The 17,869-nt window shown below is 60.4% G+C and carries 18 protein-coding genes, 1 tRNA gene and 1 pseudogene; 14 read left to right on the top strand and 6 right to left on the bottom strand.

The genetic code is table 11. From position 1 onward, the window contains the following. The first annotated feature begins 224 nt into the window (after positions 1-224). The gene (locus ACUXUR_RS20195) at positions 225-1,568 is read left to right on the top strand and encodes an OmpP1/FadL family transporter (protein WP_445504153.1); all 1,344 of its coding nucleotides are present in this window, start codon (positions 225-227) and stop codon (positions 1,566-1,568) included. Positions 1,569-1,655: 87 nt separating this feature from the next. Here the strand turns inward: ACUXUR_RS20195 and ACUXUR_RS20200 are convergent, their stop codons facing one another. Further along, positions 1,656-3,458 carry a PHA/PHB synthase family protein gene (locus ACUXUR_RS20200; protein WP_445504154.1) on the bottom strand — a complete coding sequence of 601 codons (1,803 nt, stop codon included), beginning with the start codon at positions 3,456-3,458 and terminating at the stop codon, positions 1,656-1,658. 102 nt (positions 3,459-3,560) lie between these two features. Here ACUXUR_RS20200 and ACUXUR_RS20205 point away from each other — a divergent pair, with 102 nt between their 5' ends. From ACUXUR_RS20205 to ACUXUR_RS20235, 7 genes are all read left to right on the top strand, one after another. Continuing rightward, the gene (locus tag ACUXUR_RS20205; RefSeq protein WP_445504155.1) at positions 3,561-3,974 is read left to right on the top strand and encodes a hypothetical protein; all 414 of its coding nucleotides are present in this window, start codon (positions 3,561-3,563) and stop codon (positions 3,972-3,974) included. 42 nt (positions 3,975-4,016) lie between these two features. Further along, positions 4,017-5,237 (top strand): LL-diaminopimelate aminotransferase, encoded by a 1,221-nt coding sequence (locus tag ACUXUR_RS20210; RefSeq protein ID WP_445504156.1) that lies wholly within the window; start codon positions 4,017-4,019, stop codon positions 5,235-5,237. A 110-nt stretch (positions 5,238-5,347) separates the two neighbouring features. Beyond that, the gene (locus ACUXUR_RS20215; RefSeq protein ID WP_445504157.1) at positions 5,348-6,670 is read left to right on the top strand and encodes a homoserine dehydrogenase; all 1,323 of its coding nucleotides are present in this window, start codon (positions 5,348-5,350) and stop codon (positions 6,668-6,670) included. A gap of 55 nt (positions 6,671-6,725) precedes the next feature. Further along, positions 6,726-7,724, top strand: a complete 999-nt coding sequence (gene glpX / locus ACUXUR_RS20220) for a class II fructose-bisphosphatase (protein WP_445504158.1) — start codon at positions 6,726-6,728, stop codon at positions 7,722-7,724. 275 nt (positions 7,725-7,999) lie between these two features. Beyond that, positions 8,000-8,443, top strand: coding sequence for a GNAT family N-acetyltransferase (locus tag ACUXUR_RS20225; RefSeq protein ID WP_445504159.1), 444 nt, complete (start codon positions 8,000-8,002; stop codon positions 8,441-8,443). 165 nt (positions 8,444-8,608) lie between these two features. Next, positions 8,609-10,420, top strand: a complete 1,812-nt coding sequence (recJ, locus tag ACUXUR_RS20230; protein WP_445504160.1) for a single-stranded-DNA-specific exonuclease RecJ — start codon at positions 8,609-8,611, stop codon at positions 10,418-10,420. Between the two features lie 82 nt (positions 10,421-10,502). Next, a tRNA-Glu gene (locus ACUXUR_RS20235) sits at positions 10,503-10,577 on the top strand. A 49-nt stretch (positions 10,578-10,626) separates the two neighbouring features. Here the strand turns inward: ACUXUR_RS20235 and ACUXUR_RS20240 are convergent. Next, positions 10,627-10,929, bottom strand: a complete 303-nt coding sequence (locus tag ACUXUR_RS20240) for a hypothetical protein (protein ID WP_445504161.1) — start codon at positions 10,927-10,929, stop codon at positions 10,627-10,629. A gap of 219 nt (positions 10,930-11,148) precedes the next feature. On the opposite strand from ACUXUR_RS20240, the gene ACUXUR_RS20245 reads away from it, so the two are divergent. Then, entirely contained in the window at positions 11,149-11,382 is a 234-nt protein-coding gene (locus ACUXUR_RS20245) for a DUF6894 family protein (protein ID WP_116529030.1), read from the top strand. Between the two features lie 58 nt (positions 11,383-11,440). Here the strand turns inward: ACUXUR_RS20245 and ACUXUR_RS20250 are convergent, their stop codons facing one another. The 3 genes from ACUXUR_RS20250 to ACUXUR_RS20260 all read right to left on the bottom strand — a co-directional run bounded on the left by ACUXUR_RS20250 (position 11,441) and on the right by ACUXUR_RS20260 (position 13,013). Continuing rightward, positions 11,441-11,692, bottom strand: coding sequence for a hypothetical protein (locus tag ACUXUR_RS20250; protein WP_445504162.1), 252 nt, complete (start codon positions 11,690-11,692; stop codon positions 11,441-11,443). Positions 11,693-11,771: 79 nt separating this feature from the next. Further along, positions 11,772-12,383 (bottom strand): 2-dehydro-3-deoxy-6-phosphogalactonate aldolase, encoded by a 612-nt coding sequence (locus ACUXUR_RS20255; RefSeq protein WP_445504163.1) that lies wholly within the window; start codon positions 12,381-12,383, stop codon positions 11,772-11,774. A 303-nt stretch (positions 12,384-12,686) separates the two neighbouring features. Next, a complete protein-coding gene (locus ACUXUR_RS20260; RefSeq protein ID WP_445504164.1) occupies positions 12,687-13,013 on the bottom strand; it encodes a hypothetical protein in 327 nt (108 codons plus the stop codon). 308 nt (positions 13,014-13,321) lie between these two features. Between ACUXUR_RS20260 and ACUXUR_RS20265 the strand changes: the two genes are divergently transcribed. Beyond that, positions 13,322-13,834 carry an Lrp/AsnC family transcriptional regulator gene (locus ACUXUR_RS20265; protein WP_445504165.1) on the top strand — a complete coding sequence of 171 codons (513 nt, stop codon included), beginning with the start codon at positions 13,322-13,324 and terminating at the stop codon, positions 13,832-13,834. Between the two features lie 90 nt (positions 13,835-13,924). On the opposite strand, the gene ACUXUR_RS20270 is transcribed toward ACUXUR_RS20265, so the two are convergent. Beyond that, positions 13,925-14,950 (bottom strand): heparan-alpha-glucosaminide N-acetyltransferase, encoded by a 1,026-nt coding sequence (locus ACUXUR_RS20270; protein WP_445504166.1) that lies wholly within the window; start codon positions 14,948-14,950, stop codon positions 13,925-13,927. Between the two features lie 26 nt (positions 14,951-14,976). Here ACUXUR_RS20270 and ACUXUR_RS20275 point away from each other — a divergent pair, with 26 nt between their 5' ends. The 4 genes and pseudogenes from ACUXUR_RS20275 to ACUXUR_RS20290 all read left to right on the top strand — a co-directional run. Beyond that, the gene (locus ACUXUR_RS20275) at positions 14,977-15,771 is read left to right on the top strand and encodes an SIR2 family NAD-dependent protein deacylase (protein ID WP_445504167.1); all 795 of its coding nucleotides are present in this window, start codon (positions 14,977-14,979) and stop codon (positions 15,769-15,771) included. Between the two features lie 129 nt (positions 15,772-15,900). Then, positions 15,901-16,521 (top strand): cold-shock protein, encoded by a 621-nt coding sequence (locus tag ACUXUR_RS20280; protein ID WP_445504168.1) that lies wholly within the window; start codon positions 15,901-15,903, stop codon positions 16,519-16,521. Positions 16,522-16,533: 12 nt separating this feature from the next. Then, positions 16,534-16,989, top strand: a complete 456-nt coding sequence (locus ACUXUR_RS20285; protein WP_445504169.1) for a DUF192 domain-containing protein — start codon at positions 16,534-16,536, stop codon at positions 16,987-16,989. Between the two features lie 429 nt (positions 16,990-17,418). Further along, positions 17,419-17,869: pseudogene (locus ACUXUR_RS20290) on the top strand (AraC family transcriptional regulator); the annotation flags it as partial.

Consider the following 17,869-nt stretch of genomic DNA (forward strand, 5'->3'; position numbering starts at 1 on the left):
TTTCAAATACATTGGTTTACATATGAACCAACCGTTGTTGGTTATATATCTGATGATTAAGCTTAGACTGGTCTAAGTATGAAACGGTAAATGTGGACAGTATTTAGGTTTGTTTAAGACATGTTGGGCGGCTCACAACGAGATTGCGGTAGAAATAGAGCATTGGCACAGTGTGGCTAATGCGGGATTCCCCGTAACAAAACAGAAAAGGGCAGGAAGCTCCCATGAGCCGCTTCAATCGTTCTTTGTCCCTCGCCGCAATCTCCTTCGCCGCTCTCATCGCCGCCCAGGGTGGCGCCCAGGCTGGCGGTTTCGCAGTCCGTGAGCAGAGCGCCACTGCGCAGGGCTACTCCTTCGCCGGTGCCGCTTCCGGTTCGGGCTATCTCTCCTCTATGTTCTGGAACCCTGCCGTCATCACGATGGCCCCCGGCTGGCACAGCGAGTGGCATCTTTCGCTGATCGTTCCGCGCGTCGATATCAATCCGGATCCTCTGCGGACGCCGACTGCCGTTTTCGGCGCTTCCGGTGATATCGGGCAGGATGCCATCGTGCCGACCGGCTTCTCCTCCTATCAGATCAACGACAGGTTCTGGATCGGCCTTTCCAGTACCGCTCCTTACGGTCTCGTGACCGATCCCCGCGAGAACTGGGCCGGCCAGGTCTATTCCCGCTCGTCGCGGATCTTCTCTGCGAACATCAACCCGGTTATCGGCTTTAAGGTGACCGATTGGCTGTCGGTTGCCGCAGGCCCGACGCTCCAGTATTTCGACATCCGCCTGAAGAGTGCAGTGCCAACCCCGATTACTGCGCCTATTACCGCTGTTTTTCCTGGTCAGCCGAGCGGTATTCTCGATGGTGACGATATCGGCTTCGGCTTCACGGCTGGCCTGACCATCACTCCATTCGTGGGAACGACGATCGGTGTCGGCTACCGTTCGGCCATCGAGCATAATGTCGAAGGAACCTTTACGCTTCCCGCCGGTGTGGTTGCCCCTGTCGCAGTTCGGACGCCAATTGAGGCGACCCTCAAGACCCCCGATCAGGTTACCATTGGCCTCTCGCAGGTGATTACACCTGCTGTGACGGTTCACCTCGGCTTCGAGTGGACGAACTGGAGCGTTCTCAAGACGCCGCTCGTCACGAATGCGAATACCGGTGCTGTCGTCCAGCAGCTTCCGCTCAACTACGATGACGGCTTCTTCTATTCGCTGGGTATGGACTACCGGCTGAACAACCAGTGGATCGTGCGCGCCGGTGTGGCTTACGAAGAATCCCCGATCGACACGGAGATCCGCTCCACCCGTCTGCCGGACAACGATCGCATCTGGGCCTCGATTGGTCTCGGCTACCAGTGGAACGACAAGTTCTCGTTCGATGTCGCCTATACCCATATCTTCGCGAAGGAGACCGATATCCGCATCGTCGAGGGCCATCAGGACTTCCGCCCGGGTCTGCCCTTCGTGGCTGATGTGGAATCGGATGTCGATATCATCTCGGTGGGTCTGCGCTACCGCTGGGACGACGCGAAGGTGGCGATCCCGGCCGCCCCGATCGTTCGCAAGTACTGAAGGCCGAAAGATTCACAAATCAAAGGCCGGCAGTGACGCCGGCCTTTTCTTTTAGGATTTAGGGAAACGGCGCTGGTGCGGTTCGCGTCAGGCCCTCGCCAGAACGTAGGTCCCAGGCGCGTCGCAGAGCGGCTCGAGCTTGCCGCCGCCCGGCTCCCGCGCGGGCACTTTCTTGGGAGCCTGCTTCTCGATCCACGAGAACCAATAGGACCACCATGAGCCCGGATGTTCCGTGGTCTTGGCCATCCAGTCTTCCAATTCGCCTTCGACCGGACCGCCGGTCCAGAACTGATATTTCGGCTTGCTGGGTGAATTCACCACGCCCGCGATATGGCCCGATCCGGCAAGGACGAAATCGACCGGACCACCGAAAGCCTTCGAGCCCAGGAACACGGAGCGGGCAGGGGCGATGTGGTCCTCCTTTGTGGCGAGGTTGAAGATCGGCGCCTTGATCTTCTTCAGATCGAGCTTCACGCCTGCCAGCTCCATCTCGCCCCTGGCGAGCTTGTTCTCCAGGTAGCAGTTGCGCAGATAGAAGGCGTGGTTCGCTGCCGGCATGCGCGTGGAATCCGAGTTCCAGTAGAGCAGATCGAAGGCGGTGGGGGGCTGGCCCTTCATGTAAACGTTCACGACGTTCGACCAGATCAGGTCGGTGGGGCGCAGCATGTTGAAGGCATTGGCCATGCGCGATCCATCGAGATAGCCGCGCTTTTTCATGTCGGTTTCGATGGCGCGGATCTGCTCCTCGTCCGCAAACACCTTTAGGTCGCCCGCATGAGTGAAGTCCACCTGCGCGGTGAAGAAGGTCGCGCTATCGATGCGCTTGTCTCGCTTGGCTGCCATGTAAGCCATCGTGACGGCGAGCAGAGTGCCGCCGACGCAATAGCCGATGGCCGTCACTTTCTTTTCGCCGGTAGCCTGTTCGATTGCATCGAGCGCCGCAAAGATGCCCTCGCGCATGTAGTGCTCGAAGCCCTTCTCCGCATGCTGCTCCGCCGGGTTGACCCACGAGATGCAGAACACGGTAAGGCCCTGCGCCACGGCCCAGCGGATGAAGCTCTTCTCCGGGTTGAGATCGAGAATGTAGTACTTGTTGATCCAGGGCGGCACGATCAGCAACGGGCGCTTCAGCACCTGCTCGGTGGTCGGTGCATATTGGATCAGCTCGATCAGGTCATTGCGGAAGACGACCTTCCCCGGGGTGGTCGCGATGTTCACGCCGATCTTGAAATTGGTGGGATCGGTCTGGCGGATCTTGAGCTCGCCGCGGCCCGCCTGAATGTCCTCCGCCAGCATCGCCATGCCGCGAGCAAGGTTCGCACCGTTTTCCTTGAATGTTTCGCGGATGAGTTCGGGATTGGTGAGGAGGAAGTTCGACGGCGAGAGGGCACTCGAAATTTGCTTGAGATAGAATTGCGCCTTGTGGCGCGTCCGCTCGTCCAGACCCTCCGCCTCCTCAACCATGTCCTCCGCCCAGCGTGAGGAGATCAGATAGGCCTGCTTCAGAAAATCGAAGACGGGATTTTCGGACCATTCCGGATCCTTGAAGCGGCTGTCCTTGGGCTCCGGCTCTGCAACGGGATCTGCAGGCTCGCCCTGCGCCTTTTTGAATGTCGAGGCCCACAGATCGAGGAACTGGGCTCCGAGGCGCGTCTGTGCTTCCAGGGACTTCTGCGGATCGCTCATCCATGCTTCTGCAACGCGGCCCAGCGTCCTGATTGCTTCCGAGGCATCGCCTGCGATCTCCGAGGAGCCCCGCTCCTCCAGAGGCTTGAGGTAGGCGGCCGTGGCCTTGGTCGCTCCCTCGAGGAAGCGGGCCATGTTGCGGGAGAGCTCCTCGAAGTCCGGGGATGAGGACCGTGCCTTCTCTTCACCGTATGGCTTGTCCATAAGGCGATCTCCCTCTATCTCGCGCCATTGCTCCGGGTGCGCATTTCGAGCATCTTAGCGTTTGATCCCCGATCTGTGCAGTTATCTCTTAGGTTAGCGACAATGCGTATCCAGTTTCCTACGGTTTCCCGCGCTCCGGCCCTGCTGCTGACGGTGCTGGTTGCTGCTAACGTTGCGGCCTGCACCGGCGGTTCCAATCCTGTCCGTGATATCGCGACCGCCGTGGGGGCGGGCCCCCAAGTTGCGCCAACCCCGGATTTCGTGGCCCGCTCGCGACCGCAAAATCTCGACTACATGCCGATCGGGACTGCTGAGGAGGGGCGTCCGACTCCGGCCCGGAGTGCTGGCGAGGTCAAGGCTGCCGAGTCGGAGCTCGATGCCCTGCGCGCCCGGAACGAGGCTGCCGGAGCCGCTGCGGCTCGTCTAGGCGGAACGCCTCCGCCTGAGCCGATCATATTGCCGGTCAAGAAGCCGCAGAGCCCTGCCCAGAAGACGAATTCCAATACCAATCGCTAGAATCTATACCGGATTCACCCGATTCCGCTCGAGGACAGAACCATGTCTAACTTCTATCGCATCAAGCGCCTTCCGCCTTATGTCTTCGAGCAGGTCAACCGCATTAAGGCCGCCGCTCGCGCCAATGGAGCGGACATTATCGATCTCGGCATGGGTAACCCGGATTTGGCCGCCCCACAGCACGTGATCGACAAGCTGGTCGAGACCGTGGGCAAGCCGCGCACGGACCGCTACTCGGCTTCCAAGGGCATCTCGGGCCTTCGCCGTGCGCAGGCCGGTTATTACGAGCGCCGCTTCGGTGTGAAGCTCAATCCCGATACGCAGGTGGTTGCGACCCTGGGTTCCAAGGAAGGCTTCGCCAACATGGCGCAGGCCATCACCGAACCGGGTGACGTGATCCTCGTGCCGAACCCGAGCTACCCGATCCATGCCTTCGGCTTCCTGATGGCGGGCGGCGTGATCCGCTCCGTTCCGGCAGAACCCACCCCGGACTTCTTCGTGGCCGCCGAGAAGGCCGTGATGCACTCGATCCCCAAGCCCGTGGCGATGGTGGTCTGCTATCCGTCGAATCCCACGGCCTATGTGGCTTCTCTCGATTTCTACCGGGACCTCGTGGCCTTCGCGAAGAAGCACGACCTGATCCTGCTGTCGGACCTCGCCTATGCCGAGGTTTATTTCGACGAGAGAAACCCGCCGCCCTCGATCCTCCAGATCCCGGGCGCGATCGACGTAGCGGTGGAATTCACCTCCATGTCGAAAACCTTCTCCATGGCCGGCTGGCGCATCGGCTTTGCCGTCGGCAACGAGCGCCTGCTCGCGGCCCTGACCCGCGTGAAGTCCTATCTCGATTACGGCGCCTTCACGCCGGTGCAGGTTGCAGCGACCGCCGCTCTCAACGGCCCCGACGATTGCATCCGCGAGATGCGCGCGACCTATAAGAAGCGCCGGGACGTGATGATCGATGCCTTCGAGAAGGCGGGCTGGTCCATTCCGGCCCCCAGCGCCTCCATGTTCGCCTGGGTCCAGATTCCGGAGAGGTTCCGGGCTATGGGCAGCCTGGAATTCTCCAAGCTCCTGGTCGAAAAGGCCGACGTCGCGGTGGCGCCGGGTATCGGCTTCGGCGAGCATGGCGATGATTATGTCCGTATCGCCCTTGTGGAAAACGAGCAGCGCATTCGCCAGGCTGCCCGCAATATTCGCAAGTTCTTCGACAGCGCAGATCAGACCCTCCACAACGTAGTGCCGATGGCGCGTAGGGGGTGAACCCTCAGGGACCAAGCTGCCCCGTATGACTGGCTGGTTTTCGTGCCCGCATGGACATGGGAGCTCGGCAGGCGTAAAGAGCAACGCGGTTTTACAGGGAGCTTTTGTCTGTGACACGTCCTCTCAAGGTGGGCATTGCCGGCCTCGGCACGGTTGGCGCTTCGGTCATTCGGATCCTCGAACGCCGGAACGAGACCGTCACTCAGAGGGGCGGGCGGCCTGTTGAGGTTGTGGCCGTATCGGCCCGTGACCGCACGAAGGATCGCGGCGTCGATCTCTCCCGGTTCACATGGTTCGACAATCCCGTGGACCTTGCCCGCTCGGCGGATGTGGATTGCGTGGTCGAGCTAGTGGGCGGTGCCGATGGGGCAGCCCTTGAGGTGGTGCAGACGGCCCTGTCCCAGGCTAAGCATGTCGTGACGGCCAATAAGGCTCTGCTCGCTAGGCATGGTTTGGCACTCGCAAAGATTGCCGAAGGCAAGGACGTGTCGATTGCCTTTGAGGCGTCGGTTGCGGGCGGCATCCCGATCATCAAGACCCTGCGTGAGGCCTTGCCGGGCAACCGGATTTCCCGGCTCTACGGCATTCTCAACGGGACCTGCAATTACATCCTCTCCCGCATGGAGATGGAGGGGCTGACCTTCCAGGAATGCCTGAAGGACGCGCAGCGCCTCGGCTATGCGGAGGCCGATCCAACCTTCGACGTGGAAGGTTTCGACACGGCCCATAAGCTCGCCATCCTCACGAGCCTTGCCTTCGGCACCGAGATCGATGCCGATGCAATCTACGTGGAGGGGATTTCCTCCATCACGCCGCTCGATCTTGCCATGGCGAAGGAGCTGGGTTTCCGGATCAAGCTGCTCGGCGTCGCCGAGCGGACGGAAACCGGCATCGAGCAGCGCGTGCATCCGACCATGGTGCCGCGGACCTCGTCCATCGCGCAGGTCATGGGCGTCACGAACGCCGTCACCATCGACGCCGATGCGGTTCGCGAACTGACGCTGATCGGACCCGGAGCAGGAGGCGATGCCACTGCTTCAGCCGTGGTGGCCGACATCGCCGACGTGGCCGCAGGTTTGGCCCAGCCTCTCTTCGGCAAGCCAGTTGGCCAGCTTGAGAAGGCGCCTCGCGCGCCCATGCAGCGCCACGAGGGTGGCTACTATGTCCGCCTCACGGTCCATGACCGGCCGGGTGTTGCCGCCGGTGTCGCCACGCGCATGGCCGAGGCCGACATTTCGCTCGAAAGCATCCTGCAGAAGCGCTCCGAGATCGCCGCGACGCAGGATCCTCACGGCCGCTCCGGCGCGCCGGTCTCCCTCGTGCTCATCACCTACGCGGCGACGGAAGCTTCCATCCGCTCGGCGCTGGAGAAGATTTCGAGGGATGGTCTTATCGCCGAGCCGCCCCAAGTCATTCGCATCGAGCGAGATTAATCATCGAGTAGGCGAAGAGCCCAAAGACCACCTTCAAGAGGGAGACGACACATCCATGTCGCAAGCCATTACCGTCCAACCGGGGCAAATCATCGAGCGCATCCTGACCATGGAGCTCGTTCGCGTCACTGAGCGCGCGGCGGTGGCTTCAGCCCGTCTGCGCGGGCGCGGCAACGAGAAGGCGGCTGACCAGGCCGCCGTGGACGCCATGCGCCGTGAGCTGAACAAGCTGCCCATCGACGGCACTGTGGTGATCGGCGAGGGCGAGCGCGACGAGGCGCCGATGCTCTTCATTGGCGAGAAGGTCGGCAACAAGCAGGGCCCGAAGGTCGATATCGCGGTCGACCCGCTCGAGGGCACGACCCTCTGCGCCAAGGACATGCCGGGCTCCATTGCCGTCATGGCCATGGCCGAGGCCGGAACTCTGCTGGCCGCTCCCGACGTCTACATGCATAAGATCGCCGTCGGTCCTGGTTATCCCACGGGCGTCGTCGATCTCGATGCGTCACCGGAGGACAACATTCACGCTCTCGCCAAGGCGAAAGGCGTAAAGCCGAACGAAATCAACTGCCTCGTGCTCGACCGTCCGCGCCACGCGGAGCTGATCGCAGCCATCCGCAAGACGGGCGCCGGCGTTCGCCTGATCACGGACGGCGACGTGGCGGGCGTGATCTTCACGACGAAGCCTGCCGACACGGGCATCGACATGTATCTCGGCATCGGCGCGGCCCCCGAAGGCGTGCTCGCGGCCGGGGCGTTGCGCTGCATCGGCGGCCAAATGCAGGGACGCCTGATCCTCGATACCGAGGAGAAGCGTTCGCGCGCCTTGCAAATGGGCGTGACCGATCCCAACAAGAAATACGACGTGACGGACCTCGCCCGCGGCGACGTGATCGTGGCCGCTACAGGCGTGACCGATGGCGGGCTGCTCAAGGGCGTCCATTTCGGCAAGGACGTGATCACCACCGAGACGGTGGTCTATCGCTCCGCCACCGGTACCGTCCGCCGCATCCACGGCGAGCACCGCGAGCTGGCGAAGTTCCACCTCGACTAGAGCATCGGACCCAAAAGTGGACTTGCGCTTTTGGGATCCATCCGATGCGCATTCTCTGAGGAGCGCATCGTCTGCGCGGAAAACCGGGTCCACTTTTCACTAACGTGGCCCTTCGGGTCCGCACGATGCGCTAAAGCGTTCGCGGCCACGCATCACCTTGCTTCTTCGTCATGGCCGGGCTTGTCCCGGCCATCCACGTTTCAAACGAAAAGATCTTACGACATGGATGGCTGCAACAAGTGCGGCCATGGCAAGAGAGCCATTAAGGAAATCGTATGATTCAAATCCGTCCCTTCAATCCTGAAGACCGGCAGGCGTGGGAGCCCCTCTGGCAGGGCTACCTGACCTTCTACAAATCCACGCTCCCCGCCGAAGCCACGGAAACCACATGGCGGCGTCTCATGGATCCGGCCGAGCCCATGCATGGCCTCGTCGCCATCCTCGACGGCAAGGTTGTTGGCATTGTGCACTACCTCTATCACCGCTCGACCTGGACGACGGGCGATTACTGCTATCTGCAGGATCTCTTCACGTCCGAGGAGGCGCGGGGGCGCGGTGTCGGACGGGCTCTGATCGAGGCAGTTTATGCCCGCGCGAAAGCAGATGGGGCGAGCCGCGTCTATTGGCTGACCCATGAGACGAATACGGCCGCTCAGGTGCTTTACGACAAGGTGGCCTCCCGCAGCGGGTTCATCCAATACCGCCATCTCCTAAGCTGACCCAGTGTCATCCCCGGCGGCCCAGAGGGCCGGGAAGGGGACCTTGATCGAGTATCGAGCTATGGATTCCCTTCTCCTTCGCTTTGCTCCGGTCGGGAATGACACCGAGTGCTGCGAGAAAACTGCACAGTGTTCTGACCACAATTCGCGGTTAATATTGTTTCCGTGACCGAATCATCGCCGCTTTCTCTGCCGAAACCCTTTTTGGGGGTGACCCAATCAGCCCTCGGACGCCTCTGGGTCGAGCGTTGCAGCGCTTCCCAGAGCGCGATTGCGCTCGCCATCGCCCAGACCCATGGCGTGCCCGACATCCTCGCGCGCGTGATCGCCGGACGCGGGGTCGGCATCCATGAAACGGAAGGTTTTCTCAATCCGCGTTTGAGGGATCTGCTGCCGGATCCTCATGTGCTCACCGACATGGAAGCCGCAGCCTCTAGGCTCGCGGATTCCGTGATGCGCTCGGAGAAGGTTGCGATTTTCGGCGATTACGACGTGGATGGTGCCTGCAGCTCGGCGCTGCTGGGCGAGTATCTGCGCGGATGCGGAATCAGTTTCGCCATTCACATCCCGGACAGGATCACTGAGGGCTATGGTCCGAATGTCGATGCCATCCGCGCGCTGAAGGAACAGGGTGCGGATATCCTCGTCACGGTCGATTGCGGTACGGCCAGCATCGAGCCGCTCGCCGAGGCGAAGCGCCTTGGCCTGGACCCGATCGTTCTCGATCATCATCAGGCTCCAGTGCAGCTGCCCGAGGCGCTCGCCATCGTGAACCCGAACCGGCAGGACGATCTCTCCGGTCTCGGGCATCTCTGCGCCGCTGGCGTGGTTTTTCTCTTCCTCGTCGCTCTCAACCGGGTTCTGCGCCAGCGCGGCTTTTTCCAGAACCGGCATGAGCCGGACCTGATGGGCAGCCTCGACCTTGTGGCTCTCGCCACAGTGGCGGACGTGGTGCCGCTGATCGGGCTCAATCGCGCTTTCGTGCGCCAGGGCCTTGCCATCATGCGCGCCCGCCACCGCATTGGCTTGGCGGCGCTGCTCGACACGGCAGGTCTCGCCGGGGCTCCGGAAGCCTGGCACCTTGGCTATCTGGTGGGTCCGCGTATCAATGCCGGTGGGCGAATCGGCGATGCCGCGCTGGGGGCTCGGCTCCTGTTGACGGAGGATCCGGTTCAGGCTGGTCAGATCGCGGGCGAGCTCGATCGGCTGAACCGCGAGCGCCAAGCCATTGAGGTGGTCGCCGTTCAGGAGGCCGAAGCCCAGGCCATGCTGGCTCTGGAGAGGGCGCCCGACCAACCGGTGCTCGTCACAGCCTCGGCCGAATGGCATCCGGGTGTCGTCGGGCTGATTTCCGCCCGCACCAAGGAGCGGTTCCGCCGTCCGGCATTCGCCTTCACCCTCAACCCGGACGGCACGGCGACTGGCTCCGGTCGCTCCGTGCCCGGCGTCGATCTCGGGGCGGCCGTTCGAGCGGCCGTGGAGGCTGGAATCGCCATCAAGGGCGGGGGCCACACCATGGCGGCGGGCGTCACGATCAAGGCAACGGACCTCGATCACTTCGTGGCCTTCGTGAAGGACAAACTGAACGAGCCGGTCAGCATCACGCGCCTGAACGATCAGTTCGCCATCGACGCCACACTGACGGCGGCAGGCGCGCAGCCAACGCTCGTAACCGCATTGGAGCGGGCAGGGCCGTTCGGGTCGGGGCAGCCGGAGCCCGTCTTCGTGTTTCCACAACATCGCGTCGTCGAGGCGCGTGAGGTCGGCAGCGGCGGGCATATGCGCGTGAAGCTTCGCGGTGGCGATGGCAGCTTCATCGGGGGAATCGCATTCCGCGCCGCGGGCCAACCGCTGGGGAATGCGCTCTCAGGGGCTATTGGAAGTCCGTTGCACGTGGCCGGAACGCTGTCCATCGATCGCTGGGGTGGCCAGGAAAAAGCCGAGCTTCGCATCATGGATGTGGCAAGGCCTGAATAATTCAAAACTGACGCTTGCGGTGCGTCACGAACCCGTCTATACGTCCGCCCACTTCGGCGGCAATGCCCCCGAAACAGACAGTGCGCCCTTCGTCTATCGGTTAGGACATCTGCCTTTCACGCAGGAAAGAGGGGTTCGACTCCCCTAGGGCGCGCCACTTTATTCTTCAGACAATTGGCTTCTAAAAAGTTCTGAGGGCAATCGCTTCAGGTCGGACTGCCTTTGATCCTGGCCACCATTTCCCAATTGTCGCCGGCTGCGATCAGACAGGCTTTGCCGTCCGGCATCGTCATCACCATCGACCACGATCCGGCTTGGGAGGCGAAGACTTCGAGAACCTGGCCCGGCTGGGCGAGGCCGATCCCGACCGGATCTTCCTTGTATTGTTCGGCAAGCAATTTCACGAGCTGATCGCGCGGTCCGCATGAGATCTGCGCGAAGGCCGCGGACGGTTCGATCAGCAGAGGCAGGCTGAGGAGCGACAGCATAGCAAGGGAGCGATGAATCATGGCACGTCCTAAGCGGGTTGCCCGCATGATCCCTTGGCGTGTCCATCAACGCGCAAAGTGTCTCAAAAGCTCCATGCCGAGAAGCACAGCAAGTTGTGCTGCATAACTGGGCATCCTCACCAAGATTCCGATGTCCAAACGAGGGCGGCTGCCGCTACAGTGAACTTGCCGATGTGAAAGGCGTTTTCTCGCCATCTTTCTATTGCCGAGCGTAAAGCCATGCCTCGCTTTTTCTTCAATATTCGAGACGGTTACGACGTTGACGAAGACGATGAGGGCATCGAGCTTCCCGATCTTGAGGCGGCCAAGGCCGAAGCCATCGCCACCGTCGAAGAGCTGCGGGACGAGCTTGCGGATGCGGGCAATATCGAGCTCGAAATCGTCGATGAGACAGGACGGCGACTTCTGACGGTTCCGTTCTTCCGTGGAGGACGTAGCGGCAAGCGCCGCTAGGATCTCTCGCGAAAAGACCCGGCGTAAGCCGGGCCTCTTACTGGTGAGTGATCGACACTCAGCACTCGGTCTTCTTCTGGGTGGTCGTGTCGCCGAACTCGTCCGTCTTCTGCTTCGTTTCGGTCGTGCGGCCGACGCTCGAGCCGGTCGTAACGGTCGTCGAGGATGTGGTGCTCGGCTCGCGCTTCTGCTCGATGGTCGTCTTGCTGCCGAGGATGCCTTCCTCTTTCTTGATGGTCGTCGTGGTATCCTGAGCGAAGGCCGCCGTACTCAGCACCGTAGCGGCAAAAACGAACGCCAACGTCTTCATATCTGAAACTCCATGGTTCAAGCCTTGCCGTGTGAACGTCTTCCGCCCGTGGCGGTTCCTGCAAAGGCTTAGGAGAGTTTCAGCCCGCACGCAGATCTTTCCATGCGGATGAGAAGGCACGCGCATTGCGGCCAATCTCTTCGACCGTCAAGGACGGTGTGAAGAGAGCAGAACCCAAACCGAACCCGTTGGCGCCTGCATCAATGTAGGGCTTCATATTGTCAGGCTTGATGCCGCCGACCGGCAGCACGATCGTCTCTTTGGGCAGAACCGCACGCCAAGCTTTTACGACGGCCGGCGGAATGGCTTCCGCCGGGAAGACCTTGATGGCGTCGGCCCCGGCCTTGAGCGCTGCAAAGGCTTCCGTTGGCGTTGCGACGCCAGGGGTGCAAATCATCCTATGGTCTTTGGCGCGCTGGATGACATCGAGATCGGCATGAGGCATGACGATGAGTTTGCCACCCACGTCGCGGACGCCGTCGACCTGCTGAGGATCAAGAACAGTGCCAGCACCGACGAGAACGTCGCCCGGCATGGTCTTGGCCAAGATTTCGATGCTGCGGAAAGGCTCGGGCGAGTTCAGGGGGACCTCGATGATGCGGAAGCCTGCCTCGACGAGAGCAAGGCCAACGGTTTCAGCTGCATCAGGTCGCAATCCGCGAAGGATTGCGACCAGGGGAACATCGGTCATATAGCCCTGCAACAAGACAGCACCTCTTAGAAAGCCTGTGTCGATGACGAGAACTTAACGCGAAAGTCGCGGGAGTTTTCCAGCGACTTTTACGCAGCGCCAGAGGTTTTCCATGATCGGGAGCTAAAGCATTGAGGAGCGGTTGCGCCTCGCGTAATGAATTGCCGCAAGATCGGTTGGAAGCACGAGGGTTCCGACAGTCGTACGATGGAAGCCATAACAATGCATTGGGCAAATCCATAGACGGCCAAAGTCTCGTGCCTCAGCCGTATCAAAACGTGCTTGGTGACGGCCGAGGACGGATTAAAGAAGGTCGGGAGAGCGATCACGCTTCGAAGAGGCATTGGGCCGCTCTGCTGCAACGAGGGTCAACGCAGCGGCGATGTATTGCACAACGCTCCCGATGGTATCGCGCCCACCGGCGCTGTGTTCGATGAACCAATCTTCAAGAGCAATGCCTGAATACAGCTCCTCGGTGCCCGTGAAGAACTGCATAAGCTTCATGGAATCAAAGGCCAGATCCCGAGTGAGCGACATACTCATTTCAACATGAGTAACGCTGCCTTCGCTTATCCATTTGCACAGGTCAGCGATCTGGCGAGCGACATTCGCCTCTGAGTGAAAAGTCATTTTCGCCCCTCGAGCGACTACGTTGAGTCGTTCAGGGGAATATACTGTGTATCGTTTCGGTAAGATATCATTCCTCATTTGTAATATTGCAATCTTCCCCTCCGTAATTTGCAAAGTAAATGCACGAAGATGTAACGTAAGTTCAAACAGCAGCCTGAATTGATCTGACCTCACTCCCACGGTTGCTAATGTTTGCGTGCCGCCACGGATTTAGCGGTCATTTCTAAGTCGATTTGCAAGCGACCCCCATCGTGAGCTACAGACGCGCTCACCTCCCGGTGGGAGGAGATCCTCGTTCGAGCTACATCATGAAGCCGTCTGCGAAGCTGCCGATCCGTCCAGCTAAGTCTGCTTTGGACCGGATCGACCTTTTGATCCTCGACGCACTGCGCCAGAACGGCCGTATTACCTATCAGGCGCTGTCAGACCGTGTCGGACTCTCGCCGCGTCCCTGCCTTGAGCGGGTCAAGCGTCTGGAGCAGAAGGGAGTTATTCGCGGCTATACGGCGCTCGTCGACCCTTCGGCGATCGGCCATGATATCATTGCGCTTGCAGGAATCAGCATGCGCGATCCCTCAGCAGTTACGCGGCAGCGGCTTGAGAAGGCCTTGCTCGGACATCCGGCGGTCGTTGAATTGCAGGTCGTGAACGGCGAGTACGATTACATCGCCCGTATCGTCGCGCCCACACTTGCCGCTTATGAGGCGCTCACCGAAGCCATCCTTGCGGATACGGGATGCGGCATCGGCCGCATTCACACGACCTTCGTTCTGAAAACCCTCAAGAGCTTCGAAGGCTATCCGATCACCATCGAAACCTAGAGCTGTTTCCACTTGCGTGAAACCAACTCTGTTCCCTGGAGCGACGCATTTATCCGAAAGGCGAACCGGATCCACCTCGCCGAAAGTGCTTTAGGACGGCGCGCGGTGCAGGCATTGCTGTGCGGCTCGGGAGATTTGCGTCCGCTCCTCTGCGCTCGTCGTGCCGCTGAGGACTTTTCGCCACAATTCGCTTTGACGCAGCGTATCGACCGTACAGGAGCACAGGGCGTTGCAGGTCTGTGGTTGGGCGTTCTGCATCAGGCAGGTCGCAACGCATTCATTCATGAACGGCTGGGCCTCGGCTCTTGGGTTCGGTCCGGTGATCTGCAGCACTCCATAGAGGAGCCCAAGCAGTACGAGCTGATGGATGAGGTAAATCGGAAGGCTCTTCCGTCCGGCCCAGACGAAAGTTCGAGACAGCGCATCCGTCGCCCGCCATCGCGCAAGGCGCATGGTCTCGGATTGTCTCAGGAACAGCTTGCCGAGAGCAACACCGATCAGAACCATTCCGAACCAGGGAAAGACAGGCACATAATCATTCGTCAGTGGATCCGTGGCGCCAAGCCCCAGCCAGTCGAGATAGGGCACATCGAGCGTGGGGCTCTTGAAGATTGCGGGCGCGGCCAGACACAAAACTGCGACCAGCAAAGTGAGGGCAGGGTGCAGTCGCAGGAACGGGAGCGCCAGCACGCTCGACACAGCGATGCAGTGGAGAATGCCAAAGAAGATATAGCTCTCAGGAAATGCGAAATACGTGACGAGGGTCACGGCCAGCGCTGCTCCGCCCACCTTCATGAGCCGTCTCAGGAAGGGAAGGCGGCGGAAGCCTTGCGCATGGGCGAGGGCAAGTCCCACGCCGGCGAGGAGCAGGAATGAGCCTGCAATCCCGCGCGCGAACCAGCGCCATGCCGGCACCTGGAGAATGTTGGTTTCAATCAGCTTCAGAAAGCTCAGGTCCCAGCTGAAGTGATAGACGATCATGGCTGCAATCGCGAGCCCGCGAGCCACGTCAATCGCATCCCAGCGCTGGGATGCGATGACCTGAGCGTGTCCGGCTGCCGGAGGAGCGTAAGCCCTCTTCTGGGAGGCTGAGGCGCGAGAAAGGTCGTGACTCACGTGATGCTGATCCTGTGGTTCATAGGATGCGTTTCTTCCCGGCCTGCACGTTCTATATCAGTGACATGACCGAGAACCTCGCCGCGTCAATCGCCACATTGCAGGAAATGATTCAAGATGCCCGGATCGTCGCCGGTTTCACGGGGGCGGGCATCTCGACGGAAAGCGGTGTTCCGGATTTTCGCTCTCCCGACAGCCCTTGGATACGTAACAGGCCGATTCCCTTTGAGCAATTCGTTCAAAGCGCCCAAGCGCGGCGGGAGGCATGGCGACGCAAGTTCGTTATGGACGATCTCTATCGCGATGCCCAGCCGAGCCAAGGGCATTTCGGCATCGCATCGCTCATCGCGTCAGGCCGGATGCCTGCGGTGATCACCCAGAATATCGATGGGCTTCATCAGGCCTCGGGCCTCTCCGAGGAGCAGGTGATCGAACTCCACGGCAACGGCACATATGCGAAGTGCCTGTCGTGCGGACGCCGCCACGAGCTCGATTGGGTGCGACGGCATTTCGAGAGCAGTGGCGAACCGCCCACGTGCATTCATTGCAGCGGCATTCTCAAGTCCGCGACCATTTCCTTCGGCCAGGCCATGCCGGAGGAACCCATGCGCCGGGCACAGAAGCTCATCGCGAGCTGCGATCTTTGCCTCGTGGTGGGATCGTCCCTTGTCGTCTATCCCGCGGCTGCCTTTCCGGCTTTCGCGAAGGACAACGGAGCGCAGCTTGTGATCGTCAATCGCGAGCCGACCCCGCTCGACGAGATGGCGGACTTGGTGATCCATGCAGAAATCGGAGCCGTGCTATCGGCATTTGTCTCGTAATTTCAATGCTCTCGCCGGGTGCTGAAAATTTCATCGCATTTTAAGAGCTGTTTCCGGCTTCCCCTGATTCAGGACGATGTTATCCTCATTTTAAGAATCGGGTTTTTTGATTCGAGTTTGGGTTTATTCATGACTGGCGATTTCGGCTCTAACTCCTTCAATCTTCGAGAGGAAAATGCCTCTTTCGATCAGGGACGGCGCGAGGCCTCTCAGCCGATTGCGGAAGAGAACCCTGCTGAACTCATCCAGGTGAGCGGCCGGATTAAGTGGTTCGACGTCGCCAAGGGCTTCGGATTTATCGTGCCTGATAACGGCATGCCCGATGTCCTGTTGCATGTGACCTGCCTGCGGCGCGAGGGATACCAGGCTGCGAATGAGGGCGCCCGCATCGTGGTTGAGGCGGTCCAACGCCCCCGCGGCCTCCAGGCTTTCCGTATTCTCTCGCTCGACGAGTCGACGGCCCTGCATCCTTCTGAGCTCCCACTGCCGCGCACCCATGTTCAGGTGGTGCCGACGAGTGGTTTGGAGCCTGCGGTTGTGAAGTGGTTCAACCGCCTGCGCGGCTTCGGCTTTCTGACGCAAGGTGAGGGCAAGCCGGACATATTCGTCCATATGGAAACCCTCCGCCGCTATGGTATTGCCGAGTTGAAGCCCGGCGAGCGCGTTTTCGTGCGCTTCGGCGATGGTTCGAAGGGCCTCATGGCCGCCGAGGTTCGCCTCGCCGACATGGCCCTGCCGCACTCCCACTGACAGGCCTCTTTCGTGTTCCAGCGCCTCCGCCCGGTCTTCCCGGCTCTCGGCCTTGTGGTTGTTCTGGCCGGGGCAGCCTATGCTCAGGCTCTCGAAGCCTTGTCCATCGTGACACAGGGCGGCCAGCGGCAGAACTTTCAGGTCGAGGTCGCGCGCAACGATGCGGATCGGGCACAGGGGCTGATGTTCCGCCGCTCGATGGCGCCGGATCGGGGCATGTTGTTCGATTTCGGCCGTGTCGAGCCGGTCTCCATGTGGATGCAGAACACCTATCTGCCCCTGGACATGCTGTTCATCCGGCCAGACGGAACCATCGCCCGCATTGCCGCCAATACGGAACCCTTGTCCACCCGCACCATCCCCTCTGGTGAGCCTGTTCTCGCTGTTCTGGAGCTGAATGCCGGCACGTCGGCTAAGCTCGGGATCAGGCCCGGAGATCGGATCGAGCATCCGCTCTTCAAGCGCTAGACAACGTCCAGGGACCGCTGACTCGAGTGATCGGCCAATTCCGACCTCCGCTCATTCATATGCCGAGAGCCCGGTGAGACCGAGGCTGTCATGGTAGCCCAGCACTGGTCATGCCCTCGTGGGAAGCCGCTTCTAGCTAAGGTATTGCTTGTAATAAGTGCATCAAACTTATAGCATTCCAAGCTCTCGCAACGTCAAAGGCGAGTGGGAATGAGATTTTTGGATGCTACTGTAAGTTGTTTTCCGGTCTTTCTCTCAATCGAGCGAACGAAATCTTGCGCCATTGTAGAGAAACAGCATTGCAACAATTGCCGCTGCAATTACAGGCTAAGTGTTTCAAGAGAATATCTCCATTACCGAACCCTTCAGCAGAGACGTCTCGCAGCTTCAGCCAGGCTTCTCGCCGCTTCTGCTGCCTAGGGTAAGTCCATGAGCCGACACAGGCCTGCCACCATGCCACGGGACCCGCAGCGCAACGATCAGGCGGTGCAATCCCAGGCCTCGCAGAGTAGCCAGATCATCGACCAGGTCTGGCATTCCAAAAGGCTCGATGAACTCGAGAATGCGCTAAATGTGCTGGTCGCCCCGCAGAGGATCGTGAACGCTTCGGCAGGCGACCGGGCTGATGGCCTGCTCGCGTATCAGGGCCAAGCCGACCTGGGGGTTTTTCAACTGCGGATCGGACGTGACGTCGATATCAGCGTGGAACTTGAGGAAACTGACAATCGGATAGCGTTTGTAAGGACTGTATCGGGAGCAGGGGAGCTCCTTTTAGAAGGCAAGGCGGTTCCATGCTCGCGAGAACGAGCGGCCATTTTCACAGCTGGCGCGCAGCGGATATCGCGAATTGTGCAAGACATGGAAAGTAGAGTTTTTCTGG

This window comes from Microvirga medicaginis, from assembly GCF_052658925.1.